Source organism: Natronoarchaeum sp. GCM10025321 (assembly GCF_042663585.1).
Taxonomy (GTDB): Archaea; Halobacteriota; Halobacteria; order Halobacteriales; family Natronoarchaeaceae; genus Natranaeroarchaeum.
This window is the reverse complement of record NZ_JBHTAN010000006.1, coordinates 1,734,362-1,753,469: the sequence shown is the minus strand read 5'-3', so window position 1 is coordinate 1,753,469 and position 19,108 is coordinate 1,734,362. Positions and strand designations below refer to the sequence as shown.

Below are 19,108 nucleotides of genomic sequence, written 5' to 3'. Positions count from 1 at the left end.
TTGCGGGGCGTTGGCACCGTTTGTTCGATCATCCACTACTTGCGCCCGTCGTCGTCGACCAGTTCGTCTTCGAGTCCCCACTCACTGGCCTGTCGCTCGGCCTCGGCGCGTGCCTGTCGCTTGATCGCCTCGATCCGTTCTTCGTCGTCGAGAAACGAGGCGACTGCATCCTCCTCGCCGGCCAGAGCGTCCTCGTCAGGCATCAGGCCGTGCTCTTGCGCCCGGGACCGCGTCCGGTCCGCCAGTCCGGAATCCCCGGCGACCCGCTGGGCCGGGACGCCCGGCCGAACGCGAAGCGACTCCGTCTCGTGGAGTTCCTCGATCCGTCCGGCAGGGAGCGAGAAAACGTCGACCTTGTACGGGCCGGGGACGGCCAGATCGGCGAGGCCGTCGACGCCGCCCCGGTCGGTGCCAGTATGGTAGACGAGCATCGGGACGCCCTCGCGGAAGGTCACGACGCCGCGTCCGTCGACGTCCAGCAGCAATGCGTCCTGTGGCTCGAAGACGACGTAGCCAGTGAGTGCTCCGTCGAGCACCGTCGAGAGCGCCGTTCCGGCAGCGGAGACGACTCGTGAGCGGAGCAATCGACCGCGTGGAAGTTTCATGGCCGGTCGGGGACGACGGCGCTTCTGAATCGGTTGGCGACTGCCGCCGAGTCCCGCGGTTCGGGCGTTAACTCGGCGGCGGCGTCGACGAACGCGGTCGCCGCCGGCGACTCCGGCGCGTACGAGAGCAGAGGTTCGCCCGCCGCCCTCGCTCGATGTGCGGCCGAGCACTCGGGGACCGCTCCGATGACGGGGCCGTCGAAGTAGCGCTCGGTCCGATCGGTGACGGTGTCCATCCGGGCGTCGTCGCGGACCTTGTTGAACAGGACGCCTGCAGTATCAGTCCCGTAGGAACTGGCGTACTCCTGTACTTTCAGCCCATCACTCAGGGCGGGAATCGTCGGTGACAGTACGGTGATGACCCGGTCGGCGAGGACAATCGGCAGGACGGCGGTTTTCGAGCCCAGCGCGGCGGGCGAATCGAGCAGGAGGATGTCGGTATCAGCGGCGAGCGAGGCGACCACGTCGCGGAGCCGTCCCGGTTCGGCGGCCTCGAAGTCGGTCAGGCTCGTGCCACACGGCACGACCGAGAGCCCGTGTCGCTCGTACACTGCGGCGTCGACCGACGCCTCTCGTTCTTCGATCAACAGATCGTGGAGCGTCGTCTCGACGTCCTCAAGCCCCGCGTGAAAGAGGAGATTCGCCATGCCGGTGTCGGCGTCGACGATAGTCACGTCGTGTTCCTCCGCGAGCGCCATCCCGAGGGCGAGCGTCGCTGTCGTCTTGCCGGTCCCTCCCTTCCCGCTCGCGACGGCGAAAGCCTCGACCATTAGCTGCGCATACTCTCGCACCAGTGAAAAATTTTGTTTATTCACTTCGGAATATATGATCCCCCGGAGTCGGACCGTCGTGTTCAAGTGAGCTTGCAGTAATACGTCGATAGTGGCAGTTTCGTTCGATCTCTTCGGAACGCTCGTCTCGGTCGACCGACCGGAATCGCCGGCAGACGCCGTCGGGTCGGCGCTCGCGAGCCGCGGCGTCGACGTCCCCGCCGACTTCCCGGCGGCCTATCGGGAGGTCCATATCGACGCTCCCGACGGGGCAGAGGTTCCGCTCCCGGCCCACGTCGCCGCCGCGCTCGCCAGTCTGGGCGTCCGCCCCGAGAACAACGTCGTCCGGCGGGCGGTCGTCGCGGCGTTCGATCCGGAGGTGGAGACGCGCTCCGGCGCGGTCGAAGCAGTCGAGGCCGCCGCCGAACGCGGGCCGGTCGGCATCCTCTCGAACTGTAGTGTCCCCGAACTCGTCCCGAAATCCTTGCTTCGCTCGGACGTCGACCGCTCGACCTTCGACGTGGTCGTGTCGAGTACTGGCTGTGGCTGGCGAAAGCCCGACTCCCGTGCGTTCGAGTCGTTCGCCTCCCGCCTCGACATCGACGTCGAGACGGTGACACACGTCGGCGACGATGCGGCGACCGACGGCGGTATCGAGTCAGTCGGCGGCCGGGCGCTCCTGCTCGACGAGCACTCGCTCGCGGATATCCCGGCCCTGCTCGATTCGGACGGACGACTCGACGAGGTGGAGTAGCGGTGTCGCTGACGATTACGCTCGCGGTCTGTCTGGCCGCCGCCCTCGACCGGACGGTCCGCGAGCCTCCATCAGCGATCCACCCGGTCGCCCTGTTCGGCAGCCTCGTCGGCCGGTTCGACAGGGAGTGGCCAATGGCGCGATTCGTCGGTATCGGCGTCGCGCTGGTTCTCCCGGTCGCCGCAGGGCTTGCAGTGGGCGGAGTGGTGTTTCTCGCGTCGCTCGCCCATCCGGTGGCGGGCGGCGTCGTCGCCGGTCTCGCGCTCTTTACGACGACCAGCCTGCGGATGCTGCTGGACGAGGCCGCGGGCGTCATCGAAGCCAGTGCGACCGATCCGGCGGCCGCCCGGGAGCGGCTTCCGGCGCTGGCTGGTCGTGATCCAACCGATCTCTCCCCGGAACTACTGCGCAGTGCTGCGGTCGAGAGCGCGAGCGAGAACCTCGCGGACGGCCTGGTCGCGCCCCTGCTTGCCTTCTCCTTGCTCGCACCCGTCTCGCTCGCGGCGGGTGTGGCTGGCGCGGCGTGGATCAAGGCCGTGAATACGCTCGACTCGATGCTGGGCTACCCCTCGAAACCCCATGGCTGGGCGAGTGCGCGACTCGACGACCTCGCCATGTGGGTGCCCGCCCGGCTTAGCGCCCTCTTGCTCTCTGTGGCCGCCCGCTCGCCCGACCCGCTCCTGACCGCGCGGCGGTGGCGTACCGCCACGTCGTCGCCGAATTCGGGCTGGCCGATGGCGACCGCCGCCGGTGCGCTTCAGGTCCGCCTCGAAAAGCCCGACACCTACGTCCTCAACGAACTCGCGTCGCTGCCGACCGTCGAACAGGCCCGCCGCGGCGTGCGACTCGTCGGGACTGCGGGCCTGCTGGCGTACGCCCTCGCCGCCCTGCTGGGGGTGGTCCCGTGGCTCCTCTAAGTGTCGCCGCTCTGCGCGGGGCGGTCGGCTTCCTGACCCGGTTTCCGGTCGGACACGACGAGAGTGGCTGGCGGGCGTTCGCCGCGACGCCCGCGACCGTGCCGCTCGTCGGCTATCTCGTCGGCGTGCTCGCCGCACTCGCCTTTCTCGTGCCCGCACCGCCGACCGTGACGGCGTTTCTGTACGTTCTCGCGCTGTACGCCATCACCGGCATCAACCACGCCGACGGCGTCGCCGATATCGGGGACGCAGCAGTCGTCCACGGAGACCCGGACCGACGCCTGAGCGTCCTCAAGGACAGCAGCGTTGGCGTCGGCGGAACGCTCGCCCTGATCGGTCTGGTTGCCGGTCTCGTGCTCGCAGGTATCCCCCTCGCGGACGCGCCGCTCCTCGTCGCGGTCAGCGTCGTCGTAAGCGCGGAGGTCGGCGCGAAACTCGGGACGGCGGCGCTCGTCTGTCTCGGCACCGCGCCACACGATGGGCTGGGAAGCCAACTCACCGGCGTCAACGGGCCGCGGAGCCTCGTCGCGCCCGTCCTTGTCGCGCTGCCTGTTGTCCTGTTGGCTCGCCCGCCCTACGTCGCCGCCATGGCTATCTTCGGCGCGCTCACAGTCGCACTCTTGCTCCGACGGTGGTCCAGCAAAGCGCTGGGCGGCGTCAACGGCGACGTCCTCGGCGCGGCGACCGAACTCGGTCGGCTTGGTGGTCTCTACGCGGGCCTGCTCGCGTGGACGCTCACCACCGGTAGAGTACCGGAGGTGACCGCATGGACGCTCTCGTGATGTGTGGCGGCGAGGGAACGCGACTCGCCGACTCGCTACCGGCCACGGACTCCGCCTGGGAAAAGCCGCTCTACCGGATCGGTGGGGTGCCGATGATCGACCGTGTGCTGGGAGCGCTGACGGAGAGCCGCATCAAGCAGGTCCACGCCGTCGTCTCGCCAGCCAGTCCCGAAACACACGCACACCTCGCCGGACGGGTCTCGCTGATCGAGACGCCCGGAGAGGGCTACGTCGCTGATCTCTCGGTGGCGCTCGACGCCGTCGAGCAGCCAGTACTGACTGTCGCGGCCGACCTGCCGTTGCTCACCGGCGATACGGTCGACGACGTGCTCGAAACCTACGCGGATGCGGGCGACATCGACGGGGAACACGGCTCGATGACGGTCGCCGTCCCCGAATCGCTCAAAACGGATCTCGGCGTCTCAAGCGACACCGTCGTCGAGCGGGGAGCAATCGAGGGCGAACTCGTCGACGCGAGAGACGACCCTGCAGGACGTCCGGACCGGATCGCCCCGACCGGCGTCAACGTGGTCGGGGATCCGAGAGGGAGTACTGATAGAATGTACCTGACAGCCGACAACCGACTGGCAGTGAACGTGAATCGAGCGCGTGACGCCCGAGTTGCGGAGGCGATGCTGTGAGGGTCGTCCTCGCTGCCGGAACGACGGAGACGGCGACGATCGACGGAATCAGCGCGGCCGGAGCCTCGCCGGAGCTGATGACGCATACGCCCGCAATGGACGCCGAGATCCTCATCTACGGCGAGCCAGTGTCGAGCGATCTGGTCCCGGTGAGTCCGACTGGCTGTCCGACACCTGCGGTGATCACCCGCGCCGTCCGCGAGCAGGTCGGGTTCGACGTGACAGTGATCGACGCCGGACTCGCTGCCGAAACCGACGCGCCGACCGTCGCGGTCGGCGCAAAGCCAGGTCGGGACATCCGGAAAGAGCATGGCGTCCCGTCCGCCCGGGCGACGTTCGACCGGGCGCGTGCGTTCGGACGCTCGCTCCCCGACGACGAACTGTTCGTCGGCGAGACGATTCCCGGCGGGACGACGACGGCGGCCGCCCTGCTCCGCGCGCTTGGGACGGCTCTGGGCGTCTCCTCCTCGCTCCCGGAGAACCCCCTGGCGCTGAAAGAGCAGGTGGTCTCGGCGGCGCTCGATGCGAGCGCCATCGCACCGGGCGAGATGGCCGACTCGCCAGTTGCCGCAATCGACGCGGTCGGCGATCCGGTCCAGGCGACCGTCGCGGGCCTGACCGTCGGGGCGCTCGAATCCGGCACCGAGGTGACGCTCGCTGGCGGGACCCAACTCGTTGCGACGGCCGCGCTCGTCCGGGCGTTCGGTATCGAGAAGTCGCTCTCGCTCGCGACGACGTCGTTCGTCGCGGCGGATCCCGCGGTCGACCTCGACGCCGCCCGGGCGACGCTCTCCCTCGACGTGACGGTGACTGACCCCGGCTTCGAGCGGAGCGAACACGTTGCGATGGCGCGCTACGTCGCCGGCGAAGCCAAGGAGGGCGTTGCGATGGGCGGCGCGCTTGCTCTCGCCGCGCAGGGGGGCGTTTCCCCGGAAGCAGTCAGAGCGCAGATAGCGACGGTCCACGACCGGCTAGCTCCCCCGAGTAAAGTCGCCGGCGACGATACCGAGGGTGAGCGCTGAGATGGACCCGGACGCAGTCAAGTGGACCGATCGGGTCCCCCACGGCGGGAGTGACGATCCGGACCTGCTCGACTTCAGTGCCAACACCAACACGGAGATCCCGCCGGGCGTCGAGGCGGTCTACCGCGAGGCGTTCGAGCCCTCGCGGCGGTACCCGAACGACGGCTACCCGGAGTTTCGCAATGCCGCCGCGGAGTACGTCGACTGCGATCCGGAGCGGGTCGTCCCGACGCCCGGTGGCCTCGCGGCGATCAGACTCGCCATCGAGACGAACGTCGCGCCCGGCGACAGCGTCCTCGTCCCCAGACCGAGTTTCGGCGAGTACGCCCGCGAAGTCGAGTTGCAGGGCGCGACACCGGCGTTCGTTCACCACGACCGGATTCTGGATACCGATCCGACAGAGCACGCTCTCGCAATCGTCTGCACGCCGAACAACCCCACCGGGGACGCCTACGACCCGGCGGCGCTCCGCGAGTTCGCCCGGCGCTGTCGCGACAGTGGCACGACGCTGCTCGTCGACGAGGCGTTTCTCGGCTTCACCGACAAGCCATCGCTGGCGGGGGTAGAGGGCGTCGTCGTCGCGCGGTCGCTAACGAAACTGTTCGGTCTCCCCGGGATCCGGGCGGGCTTTGCGGTGGCGAAACTTGAGACGCTCGACGCCCTGAAAACCGCACGACGAGCGTGGAACCTGGGGACCCCGGCGGCGGCAGTCGGTGCCCACTGTCTCCAGTGCGAGGAGTTCATCGCCGAGACACGTCAGCGGATCGACCACGAGCGCGAGCGTCTGCGTGACGGGCTTGCCGAGGAGTTCGACGTGTATTCCTCCGACGCTCCCTTCCTCCTGCTGGACGCGGGCGAGGATGTCGACGAACTGCTCGCACACGCCCAACAGCACGGCATCGTGCTCCGGGACGCGCGGAGCTTTCGCGGCCTCGACTCACACGTCCGCGTCGCCGTGAAGGACGCCGCCGCCAACGACCGGCTACTGGAGGTGCTCGCCGGTGGCTGAGCCCCGGGTCCGCGACGGCGTACTCCAGCTATCCGCCCCCGGGACGACGTGGCTCTCGACTGGCTGGAACGGCGGCCGAAGCCGTGCCGACGCCGCCTATAACTGCACGGTACCGGAGGGCTGGGAGCGCACCGATCTGGACAGATACATCGCCGAGCGCCGCTCCGGTGCCGGCTTCGAGCGGGAGGGGCCGACCCTGCTCACGGGCGTCGAGATGCGAAACGCGCGCTGTGCACGAATGACTGCTGAGCGGGACGGGACGGGCGCTATCGACGTCTTCGCGGTCGCTACTGCGGGTGTCTCGAACCCAGCCGTGCTGTTTCCCGGCGCGGAACCGGACTCCGATGCGCACCGCACGTCGGACCTGGAGGATAGCCCCTCCGAGACCGGGACGGTGAACCTGCTCGTTCACGTCGACCAGCCTGCCACTGAGGGCGCGCTCGCCAATCTGGTCGCGGTCGTCGCGGAGACGAAGACGGCGACGTTGTTGCGCGAGACGGGCTTTCCGGGGACGACGACCGACGCGGTGGTCGTCGGCGCGACCGAGCGCTCGGAGCGTACGCCCGATCCGCTACAGTTCACCGGCAGTGGAACACCCACTGGTGCGGCGGTCCGGGCTTGCGTCCGGGACGCGCTCCTGGCCGGTCTCGCGGCGAGATACGCGGACGGAACAATGCCTGACACCGTCGCCGATGCCGAGCACGGTGTGGTCGCCGACGGCTCTCCGAACGTATTTCGACCCTGAGAACGGCGGTTACTCCCGCTCCCGAACGATTCGCGTTGCCGTTGCCTTCCACGTGAGCGTCACCTCGCAGTCCTCTCGGAGTTCGAGGCGTTGCTCGCTGTCGGCCGTGAGCAGGGCCTGAAACGTCGGTCCGGCCACGTCGACGTCGATAGTGACCACCGCCGAACCGCGTTCGACGTCGGAGACCGTGCCGGAGAGTCGGTTTCTGGCGCTCGTCGAGTCGGGATCCGGCTCTACCGCCTCGTCAAGCACCGTGATCGCGTCCGCACCGACCCGCACCTGAACTTGCTGGCCCTGCTCGACGCCGTCGTGGAGCCCCCGGATCGGGCCGACTGCCGTTTCTACACTCGCCAGCGCGCCGTCGACCGCCGTGACGGTCCCGCCGAGCACGGTCTCGGGCACCTGGGCCGTGGCGTCGAGGGCGACCTGTAGCCGCTCGTACCGATTTAGCAGCGTCGTCGCGTTCTCAGTTAGCCGACTCCCGCCGCCGTCGCTTCCGCCACGTCGACGCTCTACCAGCGATCCGAACGCGGCTTCGAGCGTCTCGATCCGGTTCAGCGCTCGTGCCCGCGACCGACCGAGTTCCGAGGAGGCCTGTGCGACCGATCCAGTACGGTCGATGGCACGGAGCAACGCGGCGTCCCGGACGTCGAACTCGACGCTTCCCTCGACGAGCGCCGCCTCGCCGTAGCCGCCCGTCCTAGGCACCGTTCTCACCCGCCGAGTAGACGAGTTCGCCGTCGATAAACCGCTGAGCGCGCGGGTCGTCGGGATCGGAGAACACCCGCTCGGCCGGACCGACCTCTATCAGTCTCCCCTCGATCAGCACCGCGACCCGGTCGGCGAGACGTTCGGCCTGGTGCATGTCGTGGGTCGCGACGACGACGCCGAGGCCCCGGGAACGGGCTGTTTCGACCGCCTCCTCGATCACTGCGGTGTTCCGCGGGTCGAGATCCGAGGTCGGTTCGTCCAGCAGGAGGAAGTCGGGGTCGTACGCGAGCGCCCGGGCGAACGCGACCCGCTGGGCCTCGCCGCCCGACAGCGCCGCCACGGTCTGCGTTTCCGCATCCGCGAGCCCCACGGTCTCTAGCGCCTCTTTCACCGATTGGCGCGTCTCCCCGCCGAAGAGTCTGGAGCGCCACTCCCGCACCCGCTCGCGCCAGCCACGGCGGACGTGGAGGCCGTAGCTCACGTTCCGACGTACCGTCGCGTCGAAGAGATTCGCCTCCTGAAAGACCATCCCAAGCCGGCGACGGGTCGCGAGCCGTTCCCGTTCTGAGAGGGTCCACACGTCAGTCCCGTCGATCCGAACGGTCCCGTCCTCGGGCCGATAGAACGCGGCGAGCAGTTCGAGCAGGGTCGTCTTTCCCGTGCCGGAGGGACCGATCACCGCGAGGATCTCGCCACTCTCGACCGAGAGCGAGACGTCCTCGAGCACGCCCGCGCCGTCGAATCCGTGGCTCAGGTTCGAGACGGCGATGCCGTCGTCCAGAGACCGCTGGTCCGCCCTCGCAAGTCGACCGCTCATATGCGACCACCGCCGAACCGGAGCACGACCGCGTTTACCAACAGCACGAGCGTCAGCAGTATCGCGCCCAGCACCAGTGCCAGTTCGAACCGACCCTGTCGGGCTTCCAACTGGATCGCCGTCGTCAGCGTCCGCGTGATGGCGGTGCCGTCCGCCCCGGCGATGTTGCCGCCGACGATGAGCACCGATCCGACCTCGCTGATCGCCCGTCCAAGCCCCGCCAGGACGCCCGTCACGATGCCGTAGCGGGCCTCCTTGATCGTGACGAGTGCGATATCTACCCGCGTCCCGCCCATCGCGTAGGCGGCGTCCCGGACCCCCTCCTCGACGCTGGTGACGGCCGCGAGGCTAACGCCCGTGATCACCGGGGTCGCGAGGACGAACTGGGACATGATCATCGCCTCCTTGGTGAAGACGAGTTCGAGCGAACCCAGCGGGCCCTGGTTCGAGACGGCAAAGAGGACGACCAGTCCGACGACGACGCTCGGAAGCCCCATCCCGGTGTTGACGAGGGCGATGGCGAACCGCTTGCCGGGGAACTCGGCGAAGCCGACGAGCATCGCTATCGGGAGGCTCACCATCGTGCTCAACGCTACTGCCGTGAGGCTGACGTAGAGCGAGACGTAGACGATGCTCTCGACGTAGTTGCGCTCGAACGGGAACTCTATCATCGCCGGATCGAGCGCCTGGAGCGTCTCTGCGGCGATAGAGGCTATCATATCACTCCTCCTCGGGCGTCCAGCCCTCCGGGACGTACTGCTGGAAGTTCGGGTCGTCGGAGAGCGCCTCGGGGAAGAACAGTTGCTCGCCGTCGACGGTGTACGACCCGATGAGTTCCTGACCCTCTCGGGACGTGAGAAAGCCGATGTAGGCAAGCGCGAGGTCGTAGTTGACGTTCTCGTGGACGGCGGGGTTGACGGCGAGGATGCCGTACGGGTTCGCAAGCAACTCTGGACCCCCCTCGAGGGGCCCCTCGACGCGAATACCGATCGAAAGCTCCGACCGCATCGAAATAAACGTCCCGCGGTCGGCCAGCGTGTAGCCGCCGCTCTGGTCGGCCTGGGTGAGCACCTGCCCCATCCCGCTCCCCGCTTCGCGGTACCAGTCCCCGCCGGGGTCGCTCTCTGTCTCCTCCCAGATGGCGAGTTCTTTCGTGTGTGTCCCCGACGAATCGCCGCGGGAAACGAAGACTGATCCGGACTCGGCGATGGCCCGAAACGCTTCCGTTGCCGACTCCGTCCCGTCGATTCCGGCCGGGTCTTCTTCCGGGCCGACAATGACGAAGTCGTTAAACATCAGATCGCGCCGGTTGACCCCGTAGCCCTCCCGCAGGAACTCGTCTTCGAGCGATCGGGCGTGGACCAGCACCACGTCGCTGTCGCCGCGGCGGGCGCTTTCGAGCGCCGCGCCAGTCCCCTGGCTGACCGCCTCGACTGTGACGCCGTACCGGTCCTGGAAGGCGGCGTCTACTTCGTCGACGAGGCCGGTGTCGTAGGTGCTCGTCGTCGTCGTAAGCGTGAGTGTTTCGCCGACTATCCCCGCCTCCGCGTTCTCGTCGGTATCGCTACAGCCAGCGACTGTGACCGCTCCCCCACTCGCTAGCGCAGCGACGAACTCGCGCCGATGCATCGTATATGATACAACGGTCATCGGCTACATAGTTAATGATTATCCCTGTTGCGTAACTGATAGCGGTTACGTATTCCAAGTAGACAGCCATCACCGAGTCGATAGGCCGTCACACCAGCCGTCGAACGTCATCGGGAAGCGACGCATCGCGTGCGAGGAGCCGTTCGAGACGCTCCAACGAGTCGATCAGCCGTGGCGTCCAGCGGTTAAAATACGCCGCGCCGTCGACCGCGTAGACGCGCCCCTGCTCGACTGCCGGAAGCGCTTCCCAGCCCTCACGGTCGGCGAGTTCGTCGATCCGTTCCTCGGTCCGCTCGACGCCGAAGCCACACGGTGCGACGACGATCACCTCGGGCGCCACGTCGACCAGCGTCTGCCAGTCGAGTTCCGTGGTCCGCTGGCCAGGGTCGACGAGCAGCGGTCGCCCGCCCGCGCTCTGTATCAACTCCGGCACCCAGTTGCCCGCAAGCCGCGGCGGGTCCATCCACTCGAAGACTGCGACTCGGGGCGTTGCCGCCCGGTCGGCGACGCGCGCTTCGGTCGCCGCGACGCACTCGCGGAGCGAGGCCACGAGCGACTCCGCCTGCGTCTCTCTGCCCACCGCCGCGCCGACCCGTTCGATACATTCGTACAGATCGGCAAGTCGACTGGCGTCGAGCGCCAGCACGTCCGGATCGATGTCGAGGCCGGCCAGCGTCTCGGCGATCAGCGATTGGTCGACTGCACAGACGCCACAGACGCCCTGCGTGAGGACGAGGTCGGGGTCGACGGAGCGGAGCACCTCGGAATCGATCCGGTAGACGCCGCCGTCCTGAGTCGACGCTGTGACCTGTCGGTGCCGGTCGACGCTCGCGCCCGCGTCGACGCGCGAGACGTCGATGGTCGGCAGGTCGTCGACGGCTGGCGGGTAATCACACGAATGGGAGACTGCGACCGGTTCGACGCCCAGCGCGTAGAGGATCTCCGTTCCCGAGGGGGATGTCGAGACGACGTTCATTGGTCAGGTTTCACCCGCCCGAGGAGGGCGAGGGCCGACAGCGCGAGTGCGGCGACAGCGACTCCGAAGCCGGAGAGTTCGTCGTCCGTATCGGACGGGTCGGGCTCATCGCTCTCCTCGCCGTTGTCGTCGTCCACACTCTCTTCATCGCCTTCCTCGATTTCGTCGGTCTGTTCTTCGTCCTCGGCCGCCTCGAGGGCTTCCTCGTACGACTCCCCGTGGAACGCTTCGGCCATCGCAGTCACGCCGTGGACGACGCGGGGAGCGGGGCGATTGAGGTGGTTGATATCGACGATTATCACCTGGTCTTCCTGAACAGCCGTCGTCTGCTCGTAGCCATCGCCCTCCGGAATCTCGGGCGAGTTCGAGTTCAGGACGATCCAGTCGGGATCCGTATCGACCACGGTCTCCTGACTCAGCGGCTGATACTCCTCGATCCCTTCCTCGGCGGCGACGTTGGTCCCGCCGGCGGCCACGATCAGTTCGTCGATGAAGGTGTCCTGCCCGGCAGTGTAACCGAAGAAACTGTAGAGTACGTCCGGCGATTCCTCGTTCTCGACGGCGTCGGCGACTACGCCGAGTTCTTCGTCCATCCAGTCGGTCGTCTCCGCGGCACCCTCACAGTTGCCCGAGAGCCGACCGATGGTCTCGACGCTACTGTAGACGTCATCGAGCGATGCTGCAGAGTCGAAGCGATACACGGTCACGCCGAGTTCGCGGAGTTGGTCGACGGTCTCGTCGTCGCCCGAGCCCGGCGCAAACACGATGTCCGGTTCGAGGCCGACGACTGTCTCGGTGCTGACGGCCGCCTCTTCCTTGGAGATCGACTCGATCTCGTCGGTGTCGTTCAGGTTTTCGGCGAACTTGGTAACGCCGACCACCTGCTCTTTACCGCCGATCTCCCAGAGCGTCTGTGCGGCGCTCGGCCGGAGTGTCACGATCCGTTCCGGTTGTTCTTCCAGAGTCACTTCGGTTCCGGAGTCGTCTTCGACGGTCACCGGAAACGTACAGTCCGTGTCGGCCGACGCCGCATCCTGGCTAATCGGCGCTCCGACAGCGCCAGCAGGAGCCACGAGGCCGATCACCAGCAATGCAACGACGATTGATACGCGTATTTGCATCACCAGGAGCCTGCCGGCGGTGCAATAAATATTTAACTAATGCAAGTCCACTTGTTATTCGATGGCAACTGACGACGCTTCGGCCGGGACGGCACAGCGGGTGAGCGCGGTCGGCATCGGGCCGGGGAGCCCGCGGTATCTGACAGAAATCGCCCGACAGGAACTGGCGCGTGCCGACGTGATCGTCGGGTTCGAGAGCGTCGTCGGCTACGTCGAGGCGGTCATTGGCGGGGATGTGCTTACCTGTGGCTACGACGACGAGGCAGCAACGCTGGAACGGTTCGGCGAGCGGGTCAGAGAGGGCGAGCGCGGCGTCGCCGTCCTGATGGGCGATCCGAACGTCTCGGGCCATCAGTTTCTCGATTCGGTCCGGAACGTCGTCGACCGGCCTCTCAGGGTGATCCCGGGCATCTCCTGCATCCAGGTCGCCGCGAGCAGGGCCGTCGTCCCCTTCGAGGAGACGACGTTCGTCACGCTGCACAGGCGCGGACCGATCGAGTCGGAACTCGCTCGGATTGCCAGCGCAGTGGGTGACCGCCACCTGCTCGTCCTGCCCCGACCGTACGACTGCATGCCAGAGGACATCGCGGCATACCTACTCGGCGACGCCGCGCCGGGAGCGCGCGCCGCCCGGAGCCAACTGTCAGCGACGGTCTTCGAGCACCTCACCCACGACGAGGAGCGGGCCACTGAGACGATGCTCGGCGACCTCGCAGGCGGCGACCGGCCGGAAGACTCAGCCTTCTCGGATCTCTCAGTACTACTCGTGCGAGGTGATCATGAATGAAGGGGTTCGTCCTCGGCGGGACGGCCTCCGGCGTCGGCAAGACCGTCGCGACGCTCGCCACGATCCGGGCGCTGGAGCGGGCCGGCGAGACAGTACAGCCAGCCAAGGCCGGCCCGGACTTCATCGATCCGAGCCATCACGAGGCGGTCGCCGGTCGTCCCTCCCGGACGCTCGACCGCTGGCTTCAGGGCGAAGACGGGCTTCAGCGGAACTACTACCGACCGACAGCGGGAGGGGGTGATGCGCCCACGACCTGCGTCGTCGAGGGCGTGATGGGGCTGTACGACGGTGATTGCTCCTCGACGGCGATGGTCGCCGAGGCGCTCGACCTGCCCGTCGTGCTGGTAGTCGACGCCCAGGCGGGCATGGAAAGCGTCGCTGCGACGGCCTTTGGCTTCCGGCAGTACGCCGAGCAGGCCGGTCGCGATATGCAGGTCGCAGGAATCATCGCCCAGCGCGCTCACGGGGGGCGACACGAGGCGGGGATCCGCGACGCCCTCCCGGAGTCCATCGAGTATCTCGGTCGGATCCCGCCGAACGAGGATCTGGCAATCCCCGACCGACATCTCGGCCTGCAACTGGGCGAGGAGGCGGCCCTCCCGACCGAGGCGCTCGACGCCGCTGCGGAGACTCTACGGACGGATCGCCTACTCGATATCGCGCAGACGCCGCCGTGCCCCGAGCGAGGAGCATCGGTGAAGGCTGACAGCCGCGAGTCCACCGACGCTACGGTCGCCGTTGCGCGAGGGATGGCCTTCGCCTTTGCCTATCCAGCGACGCTCGAACGCCTCCGCGAGCGGAGCGAGGTGGTGCCCTTCTCGCCGACTGCTGGCGACGACCTGCCGCCCTGCGACGGCGTCTACCTCCCCGGCGGCTATCCTGAACTGCACGCCGAGGCGCTCGCGGAGAGCCAGGCGCTGTCGACGCTCGCCGAGCGGGCCATGGAGGGGCTTCCGATCCTCGGCGAGTGTGGCGGCCTGATAGCACTGTCCGAGTCGCTGACGACGACCGACGGCGAGCGCCACGAGATGGCTGGCGTCCTGCCGGCCGACGTGACGATGCACGACCGGTATCGGGCGCTCGACCACGTCGAACTGGCGGCCCGCGGCGACGCGCTGACTGCGGAGGCTGGCGAACGGCTTCGCGGCCACGAGTTCCACTACTCCAGCGCCGACGTCGCCGCCGACGCCCGGTTCGCGTTCGACGTCGTCCGCGGCGAGGGCATCCACGACGAGATGGACGGGCTGACGGAGTATCGAACGCTTGGGACGTACGCACATGTTCATCCCGAGAGCGGCGCATTCGACGCGTTTCTCGACGCACTCGACCCATGACAGAGAACACACAAACCGACGACAAGGCGGATAGTGCGGCAACTGAGGACGCGGTCGGCGGGCGGAGACCGACCGCTCAACCGATCGAGCCGAGCGATCCCGAGGAGTTCGGCCTCCTGCAGGTGTGGTGGGGCGATGGGAAAGGCAAGACCACTGCCGCGATGGGAATGGGGCTGCGCGCGGCGGGGCACGGCTACCGCGTCCACATGCTCCAGTTCATGAAAGGCGGCACCGACACCGTCGAGGACGTCCGGGGCGAGTACAACGCTATCGAGCACGTCCCGGGCTTTACGTACGAGAACGCCGGTCACTACGGCTGGCACGGCTTCGGCGCGGCGGGCGACGACCCGGACCACGAACAACGCGCACAGGCCGCTTTCGAGCGCGCCGAGGAACTCGTCGCCGCGGGAATCGACGGCGAGGACCTGCACATGCTGATCCTCGACGAAGTGCTGTACGCCGCCGACCGCGGGCTAGTAGAGCCAGAGCAGGTGCTCGCCCTCGTGGAGGACGCACCTGATGACCTAGAACTCGTGTTTACGGGTAGTCACGAAGAGCCGACGTATCTGCTCGACCACGCGGATCTCGTGACCGAGGTCCGGAAGGGGAAACACCCAATCGACGCCGGCCAGCCAGCACGGAAGGGCACCGAGTACTGAGCCGATGACTGCCACCGGCAACGATCCGCCCGCCGAAACGCCGACGCTACTCGTCGCGGGAACCGCGAGCCACGTCGGCAAGAGCACGGTAGCAGCGGGGATCTGCCGCCTGCTGTCGGACCGCGGGGTCGATGTCGCGCCGTTCAAAGCCCAGAACATGAGCAACAACGCTCGCGTCGTCCCACACCCGGAGTCCATCGAAGACGGTAGCGCGGGAAGCGGCGAAATCGGCGTCTCCCAGTACGTCCAGTGCCGGGCGGCGCGTCGCCCGCCGACGACCGACGTCAATCCGGTCCTGTTGAAACCCCGCGGCGACGGCGAGAGCCAGATCGTGCTCGACGGCGAGGCGGTCGGCCACTACGCGGCGGGCGAGTACTACGACGAGCACTGGGAGCGAGCGCGCGACTCGGCAGTCGACGCTCACCGTCGACTCGCTGCGGACGCCGACATCGTGGTCGCGGAGGGGGCCGGCGGGATGGGCGAGATCAATCTCCACCACAGGGATCTCGCGAACGTCGAGACGGCCCGCTTCACCGATGCGACCATCCTGCTCGTCGCCGATATCGAACGCGGCGGCGCGTTCGCCAGCCTCGTCGGGACGCTGACACTCATGCCCGACGACCTCCGCGAGCAGGTGGGTGGGGCCGTCATCACGAAGTTCCGCGGCGATCGATCGATCCTCGACCCCGGAATCGCGGAGTTCGAAGAGCGGACAGGCGTGCCCGTGCTCGGCGTGGTTCCCTACGACGATCCAGGCCTGCCCGCGGAGGACAGCGTCTCTTTACCCGCTCCCGGCGAGCGATCTGTCCGCGGCGCGGACGATGGCGTTCCCGACGATGGGGCAGTGACGGTCGCTGTCCCCCGGCTTCCGCGGATCTCGAACTTTACCGATCTGGAGCCACTGGCACGCGAACCGGGTGTCAGGGTGTCGTATTGGTCTCTCGATGCCTCCGTCCGGGACGCCGACGCACTGGTATTACCCGGTACAAAGAACACCGTCGACGATTTGCTTGCGCTTCGCGAGGCGGGATTCGACGAGGAGATCAGGCAGTTCGACGGTCCAATCGTCGGCCTCTGTGGCGGCTATCAGCTACTCGGCGAGCGGATTACGAACGCCGCTGTCGAGGGCACCGGCGAACAGACGACCGTCGAAGCGGTCGGGCTTTTGCCGGTCGAAACCGCGTTCTCACCCGAAAAGCGACTCGTACAGGTCAGCAAAGATATCGCTGGCGTCGGCCCGCTCGACGGGGCGACCGGGCGGGTCTCGGGCTACGAGATCCACATGGGGGAGACGGCGCTAACGGAAAGCACGGACCGGCCCTTCGCCGGGAGCGGCGCGGCCATCGAGCAGGTCCTGGGCACCTACCTTCACGGACTCTTCGAGAACGGGAACGCACGAGAGGCGTTCCTCGAATCGGTCTTCGAGGCGGCGGGGACGGACCGTCCGGACCGGGACGGTTCGGCTGGGAGCGCCTACAACCGAGCGGGAGCGCTGATCGACGAGCACGTGGCGCTCGACCGGCTTGATCCTATCCGGGTAACCGATAGGTAACCGCCCAGAGACCGCTATATGACGGGGTCTGTGTTCTGAAAGGTCGCAAGGTTTAGTAGGATACGCCGGCAGTATATCGTGTGGTCGTTCGCAGTTCCGTCACACGAGACGGCCACGCTCCGTATGCCGACAGTTCCCCACCGATTTCGCGGGTCACACGCCCGTGAAATCATCTCTTAAAATCGCTCAAAAAGCGACGCCATAGAACCGAGAGAGCCGTCAGTTCGCCAGTCGCGAGAACGCGAGCGTCCCGCTGATGTTCTTGATGTACACTTCGACCACATCGCCTTCCTCCGCGCCGGGGACGAAGATGGTGTACTTGCCTTTCTCGGCGACACCGTCGCCTTTGCGGCCTGTTCCAGTGATCTTGACCTCGTAGGTCTTGCCCTCCTCGACGGCGGCCGTCGAGACGTTCTGGGTTTTGTTGGAGCGCTTTGCGACCGGGCGGAACGCGCCACAGGCGTCACAGCGAAGCATCGGGGTGCGGTCCTCGCGGACGAGTCGCGTGTCCGGCAGGCCACATTCCGTACAGGAGACGTACTCGTCGGTGTATTTCGCAACTGCGGCGTCGAAGTCTCCGCCCGAGAAGCTACCGTTATATCGGCCGCGGCCCTCCTCGAAGGTCCCGCTGGTTCCGAGTTCGCGCTGGACGAACCGGTGAAGATGCTCGGGGTCGCGAGAGAGGGTATCTGCGATCTCTGAGAGGTTCGTAAATCGGGTGAACGCACCGTCTTTCTGGGCCGTCGCATCGGGGGTGGAGAGCCGCTCGTCGCTACCGCTAATATCGGGCGTCTCGGCGATGGCCCGATCCAGACTGTCTTCGTAATCCATGGTCGAAACCAGCGCGTCGAAACGTAAAGCGCGTTCGATACAGGGAACGACTGTGGGGCCTACAGCCGCCGGAAGGCGGAGTGAGGTGTGTTGACAGACCATCTGTTCATGCCGTCTCACGGGCATATCTCAAGGTTTTACTGTTTGCTTAGTAAAGAGGATGGCATGGGAGTCAACTACGCGGATCTGCACGATCCGAACGCGGAGTATACCATGCGGGAACTCTCCTCGGAGACGATGGGTGTGACGAATACGCGCGGCGGCGGGCGCGACGTCGAGATCACCGATGTTCAGACAACGATGATCGACGGGAACTTCCCGTGGACACTGGTCCGGATCTACACCGACGCCGGAATCGTCGGCACCGGCGAAGCCTACTGGGGCGCGGGCGTTCCAGAGCTTATCGAGCGGATGAAACCCTTCGTCGTCGGCGAGAACCCGCTGGACATCGATCGGCTCTACGAACACCTGATCCAGAAGATGTCCGGCGAAGGCTCGGTCGAGGGGATTACCGTCACCGCTATCGCCGGGATCGAGGTCGCGCTGCACGACCTCGCCGGCAAGATCCTCGACGTACCGGCGTACCAGCTACTGGGGGGCAAGTACCGCGACGAGATGCGGGTCTACTGTGACTGCCACACCGAATCGGAAGCCGACCCCGAAGCCTGCGCCGACGAGGCCGAACGCGTCGTCGACGAACTCGGCTACGACGCCCTGAAGTTCGATCTCGACGTCCCGAGTGGGTTGGAGAAAGACCGCGCGAACCGACACCTTCGCCCCGGCGAGATCCGCCACAAGGCCGAGATCGTCGAGAAAGTCACCGAGCGCGTCAAGGACAAGGCCGACGTGGCCTTCGACTGCCACTGGACGTTCTCGGGTGGCTCGGCGAAACGGCTCGCCGACGCCATCGAGGAGTACGACGTCTGGTGGCTCGAAGACCCCGTCCCGCCGGAGAACCTCGAAGTGCAAGAGGAGGTCACCAAGTCCACCGTGACGCCGATCGCCGTCGGCGAGAACCGCTACCGCGCCACCGAGGAGCGACGCCTGATCGAGAACCAGGCCGTCGACATGATCGCCCCCGATATGCCGAAAGTCGGCGGCATGCGCGAGACGCGCAAGGTCGCGGACGTCGCCAACCAGTACTACATCCCGGTCGCGATGCACAACGTCTCCTCGCCGGTCGCGACGATGGCGAGCGCACACGTCGGTGCATCGATCCCCAACTCGCTGGCCGTCGAGTACCACTCCTACGAACTCGGCTGGTGGGAGGACCTCGTCGAGGAAGACGTCATCGAGGACGGCTACATCGAGATTCCGGAAGAACCCGGCATCGGTGTCACGCTCGACATGGACGTCGTCGAGGAGAAGAAGGTCGAAGGGGAGACGGTGTTTGACGAGGCCTGAGCCTCGTCGGGTTCGTGGAGC

At 66.9% G+C, this 19,108-nt stretch carries 21 protein-coding genes; 12 read left to right on the top strand and 9 right to left on the bottom strand.

From position 1 onward, the window contains the following. Nucleotides 1-35: 35 nt before the first annotated feature. Both ACFQL3_RS11705 and ACFQL3_RS11700 read right to left on the bottom strand, forming a co-directional pair. Complete coding sequence (locus ACFQL3_RS11705; protein WP_377054455.1) at nt 36-605, bottom strand: hypothetical protein; 570 nt, start codon at nt 603-605, stop codon at nt 36-38. Beyond that, the gene (locus ACFQL3_RS11700) at nt 602-1,375 is read right to left on the bottom strand and encodes an AAA family ATPase (protein ID WP_377054453.1); all 774 of its coding nucleotides are present in this window, start codon (nt 1,373-1,375) and stop codon (nt 602-604) included. Before ACFQL3_RS11700 ends, ACFQL3_RS11705 begins: the two co-directional genes overlap by 4 nt. Before the next feature lie 112 nt (nt 1,376-1,487). Between ACFQL3_RS11700 and ACFQL3_RS11695 the strand changes: the two genes are divergently transcribed. Genes ACFQL3_RS11695 through ACFQL3_RS11665 form a run of 7 tightly spaced genes read left to right on the top strand, consistent with a single transcriptional unit; the run spans nt 1,488 to nt 7,245 of the window. Beyond that, nucleotides 1,488-2,129 (top strand): HAD family hydrolase, encoded by a 642-nt coding sequence (locus ACFQL3_RS11695; RefSeq protein WP_377054451.1) that lies wholly within the window; start codon nt 1,488-1,490, stop codon nt 2,127-2,129. Between the two features lie 2 nt (nt 2,130-2,131). Further along, complete coding sequence (locus ACFQL3_RS11690) at nt 2,132-3,046, top strand: CobD/CbiB family cobalamin biosynthesis protein (RefSeq protein WP_377054449.1); 915 nt, start codon at nt 2,132-2,134, stop codon at nt 3,044-3,046. Next, on the top strand, nt 3,034-3,828 hold the full coding sequence (cobS, locus tag ACFQL3_RS11685) for an adenosylcobinamide-GDP ribazoletransferase (RefSeq protein WP_377054447.1): 795 nt from the start codon (nt 3,034-3,036) through the stop codon (nt 3,826-3,828). Before ACFQL3_RS11690 ends, cobS begins: the two co-directional genes overlap by 13 nt. Continuing rightward, nucleotides 3,828-4,469, top strand: a complete 642-nt coding sequence (locus ACFQL3_RS11680) for an NTP transferase domain-containing protein (RefSeq protein ID WP_377057090.1) — start codon at nt 3,828-3,830, stop codon at nt 4,467-4,469. Before cobS ends, ACFQL3_RS11680 begins: the two co-directional genes overlap by 1 nt. Then, complete coding sequence (gene cobT, locus ACFQL3_RS11675) at nt 4,466-5,491, top strand: nicotinate mononucleotide-dependent phosphoribosyltransferase CobT (RefSeq protein WP_377054445.1); 1,026 nt, start codon at nt 4,466-4,468, stop codon at nt 5,489-5,491. The genes ACFQL3_RS11680 and cobT overlap by 4 nt, the downstream gene beginning before the upstream one ends. Before the next feature lies 1 nt (nt 5,492). Next, on the top strand, nt 5,493-6,500 hold the full coding sequence (gene cobD, locus ACFQL3_RS11670) for a threonine-phosphate decarboxylase CobD (RefSeq protein ID WP_377057088.1): 1,008 nt from the start codon (nt 5,493-5,495) through the stop codon (nt 6,498-6,500). Then, nucleotides 6,493-7,245, top strand: a complete 753-nt coding sequence (locus ACFQL3_RS11665) for an adenosylcobinamide amidohydrolase (RefSeq protein WP_377054443.1) — start codon at nt 6,493-6,495, stop codon at nt 7,243-7,245. The genes cobD and ACFQL3_RS11665 overlap by 8 nt, the downstream gene beginning before the upstream one ends. 9 nt (nt 7,246-7,254) lie before the next feature. Here ACFQL3_RS11665 and ACFQL3_RS11660 read toward each other — a convergent pair whose 3' ends face one another. From ACFQL3_RS11660 to ACFQL3_RS11635, 6 genes are all read right to left on the bottom strand, one after another. Next, the gene (locus ACFQL3_RS11660) at nt 7,255-7,953 is read right to left on the bottom strand and encodes a TOBE domain-containing protein (RefSeq protein ID WP_377054441.1); all 699 of its coding nucleotides are present in this window, start codon (nt 7,951-7,953) and stop codon (nt 7,255-7,257) included. Further along, nucleotides 7,946-8,773 (bottom strand): ABC transporter ATP-binding protein, encoded by an 828-nt coding sequence (locus ACFQL3_RS11655; RefSeq protein ID WP_377054439.1) that lies wholly within the window; start codon nt 8,771-8,773, stop codon nt 7,946-7,948. Before ACFQL3_RS11655 ends, ACFQL3_RS11660 begins: the two co-directional genes overlap by 8 nt. Beyond that, nucleotides 8,770-9,492 carry an ABC transporter permease gene (locus tag ACFQL3_RS11650; protein WP_377054437.1) on the bottom strand — a complete coding sequence of 241 codons (723 nt, stop codon included), beginning with the start codon at nt 9,490-9,492 and terminating at the stop codon, nt 8,770-8,772. Before ACFQL3_RS11650 ends, ACFQL3_RS11655 begins: the two co-directional genes overlap by 4 nt. A 1-nt stretch (nt 9,493) precedes the next feature. Then, the gene (locus ACFQL3_RS11645) at nt 9,494-10,402 is read right to left on the bottom strand and encodes a substrate-binding domain-containing protein (RefSeq protein WP_377054435.1); all 909 of its coding nucleotides are present in this window, start codon (nt 10,400-10,402) and stop codon (nt 9,494-9,496) included. Between the two features lie 109 nt (nt 10,403-10,511). Further along, nucleotides 10,512-11,399 (bottom strand): ABC transporter substrate-binding protein, encoded by an 888-nt coding sequence (locus ACFQL3_RS11640; RefSeq protein WP_377054433.1) that lies wholly within the window; start codon nt 11,397-11,399, stop codon nt 10,512-10,514. Next, nucleotides 11,396-12,520 carry a PGF-CTERM-anchored ABC transporter substrate-binding protein gene (locus ACFQL3_RS11635; protein WP_377054431.1) on the bottom strand — a complete coding sequence of 375 codons (1,125 nt, stop codon included), beginning with the start codon at nt 12,518-12,520 and terminating at the stop codon, nt 11,396-11,398. Before ACFQL3_RS11635 ends, ACFQL3_RS11640 begins: the two co-directional genes overlap by 4 nt. Before the next feature lie 61 nt (nt 12,521-12,581). Here ACFQL3_RS11635 and cbiE point away from each other — a divergent pair, with 61 nt between their 5' ends. From cbiE to ACFQL3_RS11615, 4 genes are read left to right on the top strand one after another with little or no spacing between them, the layout of a single operon-like run. Then, nucleotides 12,582-13,307, top strand: coding sequence for a precorrin-6y C5,15-methyltransferase (decarboxylating) subunit CbiE (cbiE, locus tag ACFQL3_RS11630; RefSeq protein ID WP_377054429.1), 726 nt, complete (start codon nt 12,582-12,584; stop codon nt 13,305-13,307). Beyond that, the gene (locus ACFQL3_RS11625; protein ID WP_377054427.1) at nt 13,304-14,641 is read left to right on the top strand and encodes a cobyrinic acid a,c-diamide synthase; all 1,338 of its coding nucleotides are present in this window, start codon (nt 13,304-13,306) and stop codon (nt 14,639-14,641) included. The genes cbiE and ACFQL3_RS11625 overlap by 4 nt, the downstream gene beginning before the upstream one ends. Continuing rightward, the gene (locus ACFQL3_RS11620) at nt 14,638-15,300 is read left to right on the top strand and encodes a cob(I)yrinic acid a,c-diamide adenosyltransferase (RefSeq protein WP_377054425.1); all 663 of its coding nucleotides are present in this window, start codon (nt 14,638-14,640) and stop codon (nt 15,298-15,300) included. Before ACFQL3_RS11625 ends, ACFQL3_RS11620 begins: the two co-directional genes overlap by 4 nt. A 4-nt stretch (nt 15,301-15,304) precedes the next feature. Then, nucleotides 15,305-16,852 (top strand): cobyric acid synthase, encoded by a 1,548-nt coding sequence (locus tag ACFQL3_RS11615; RefSeq protein WP_377054423.1) that lies wholly within the window; start codon nt 15,305-15,307, stop codon nt 16,850-16,852. Nucleotides 16,853-17,071: 219 nt separating this feature from the next. Here ACFQL3_RS11615 and ACFQL3_RS11610 read toward each other — a convergent pair whose 3' ends face one another. Next, nucleotides 17,072-17,683: a translation initiation factor IF-2 subunit beta gene (locus ACFQL3_RS11610; RefSeq protein WP_377054421.1), complete on the bottom strand. Its 612-nt coding sequence runs from the start codon at nt 17,681-17,683 to the stop codon at nt 17,072-17,074. 165 nt (nt 17,684-17,848) lie between these two features. Between ACFQL3_RS11610 and ACFQL3_RS11605 the strand changes: the two genes are divergently transcribed. Further along, on the top strand, nt 17,849-19,087 hold the full coding sequence (locus ACFQL3_RS11605) for a mandelate racemase/muconate lactonizing enzyme family protein (RefSeq protein WP_377054419.1): 1,239 nt from the start codon (nt 17,849-17,851) through the stop codon (nt 19,085-19,087). The last annotated feature ends 21 nt before the right edge of the window (nt 19,088-19,108 follow it).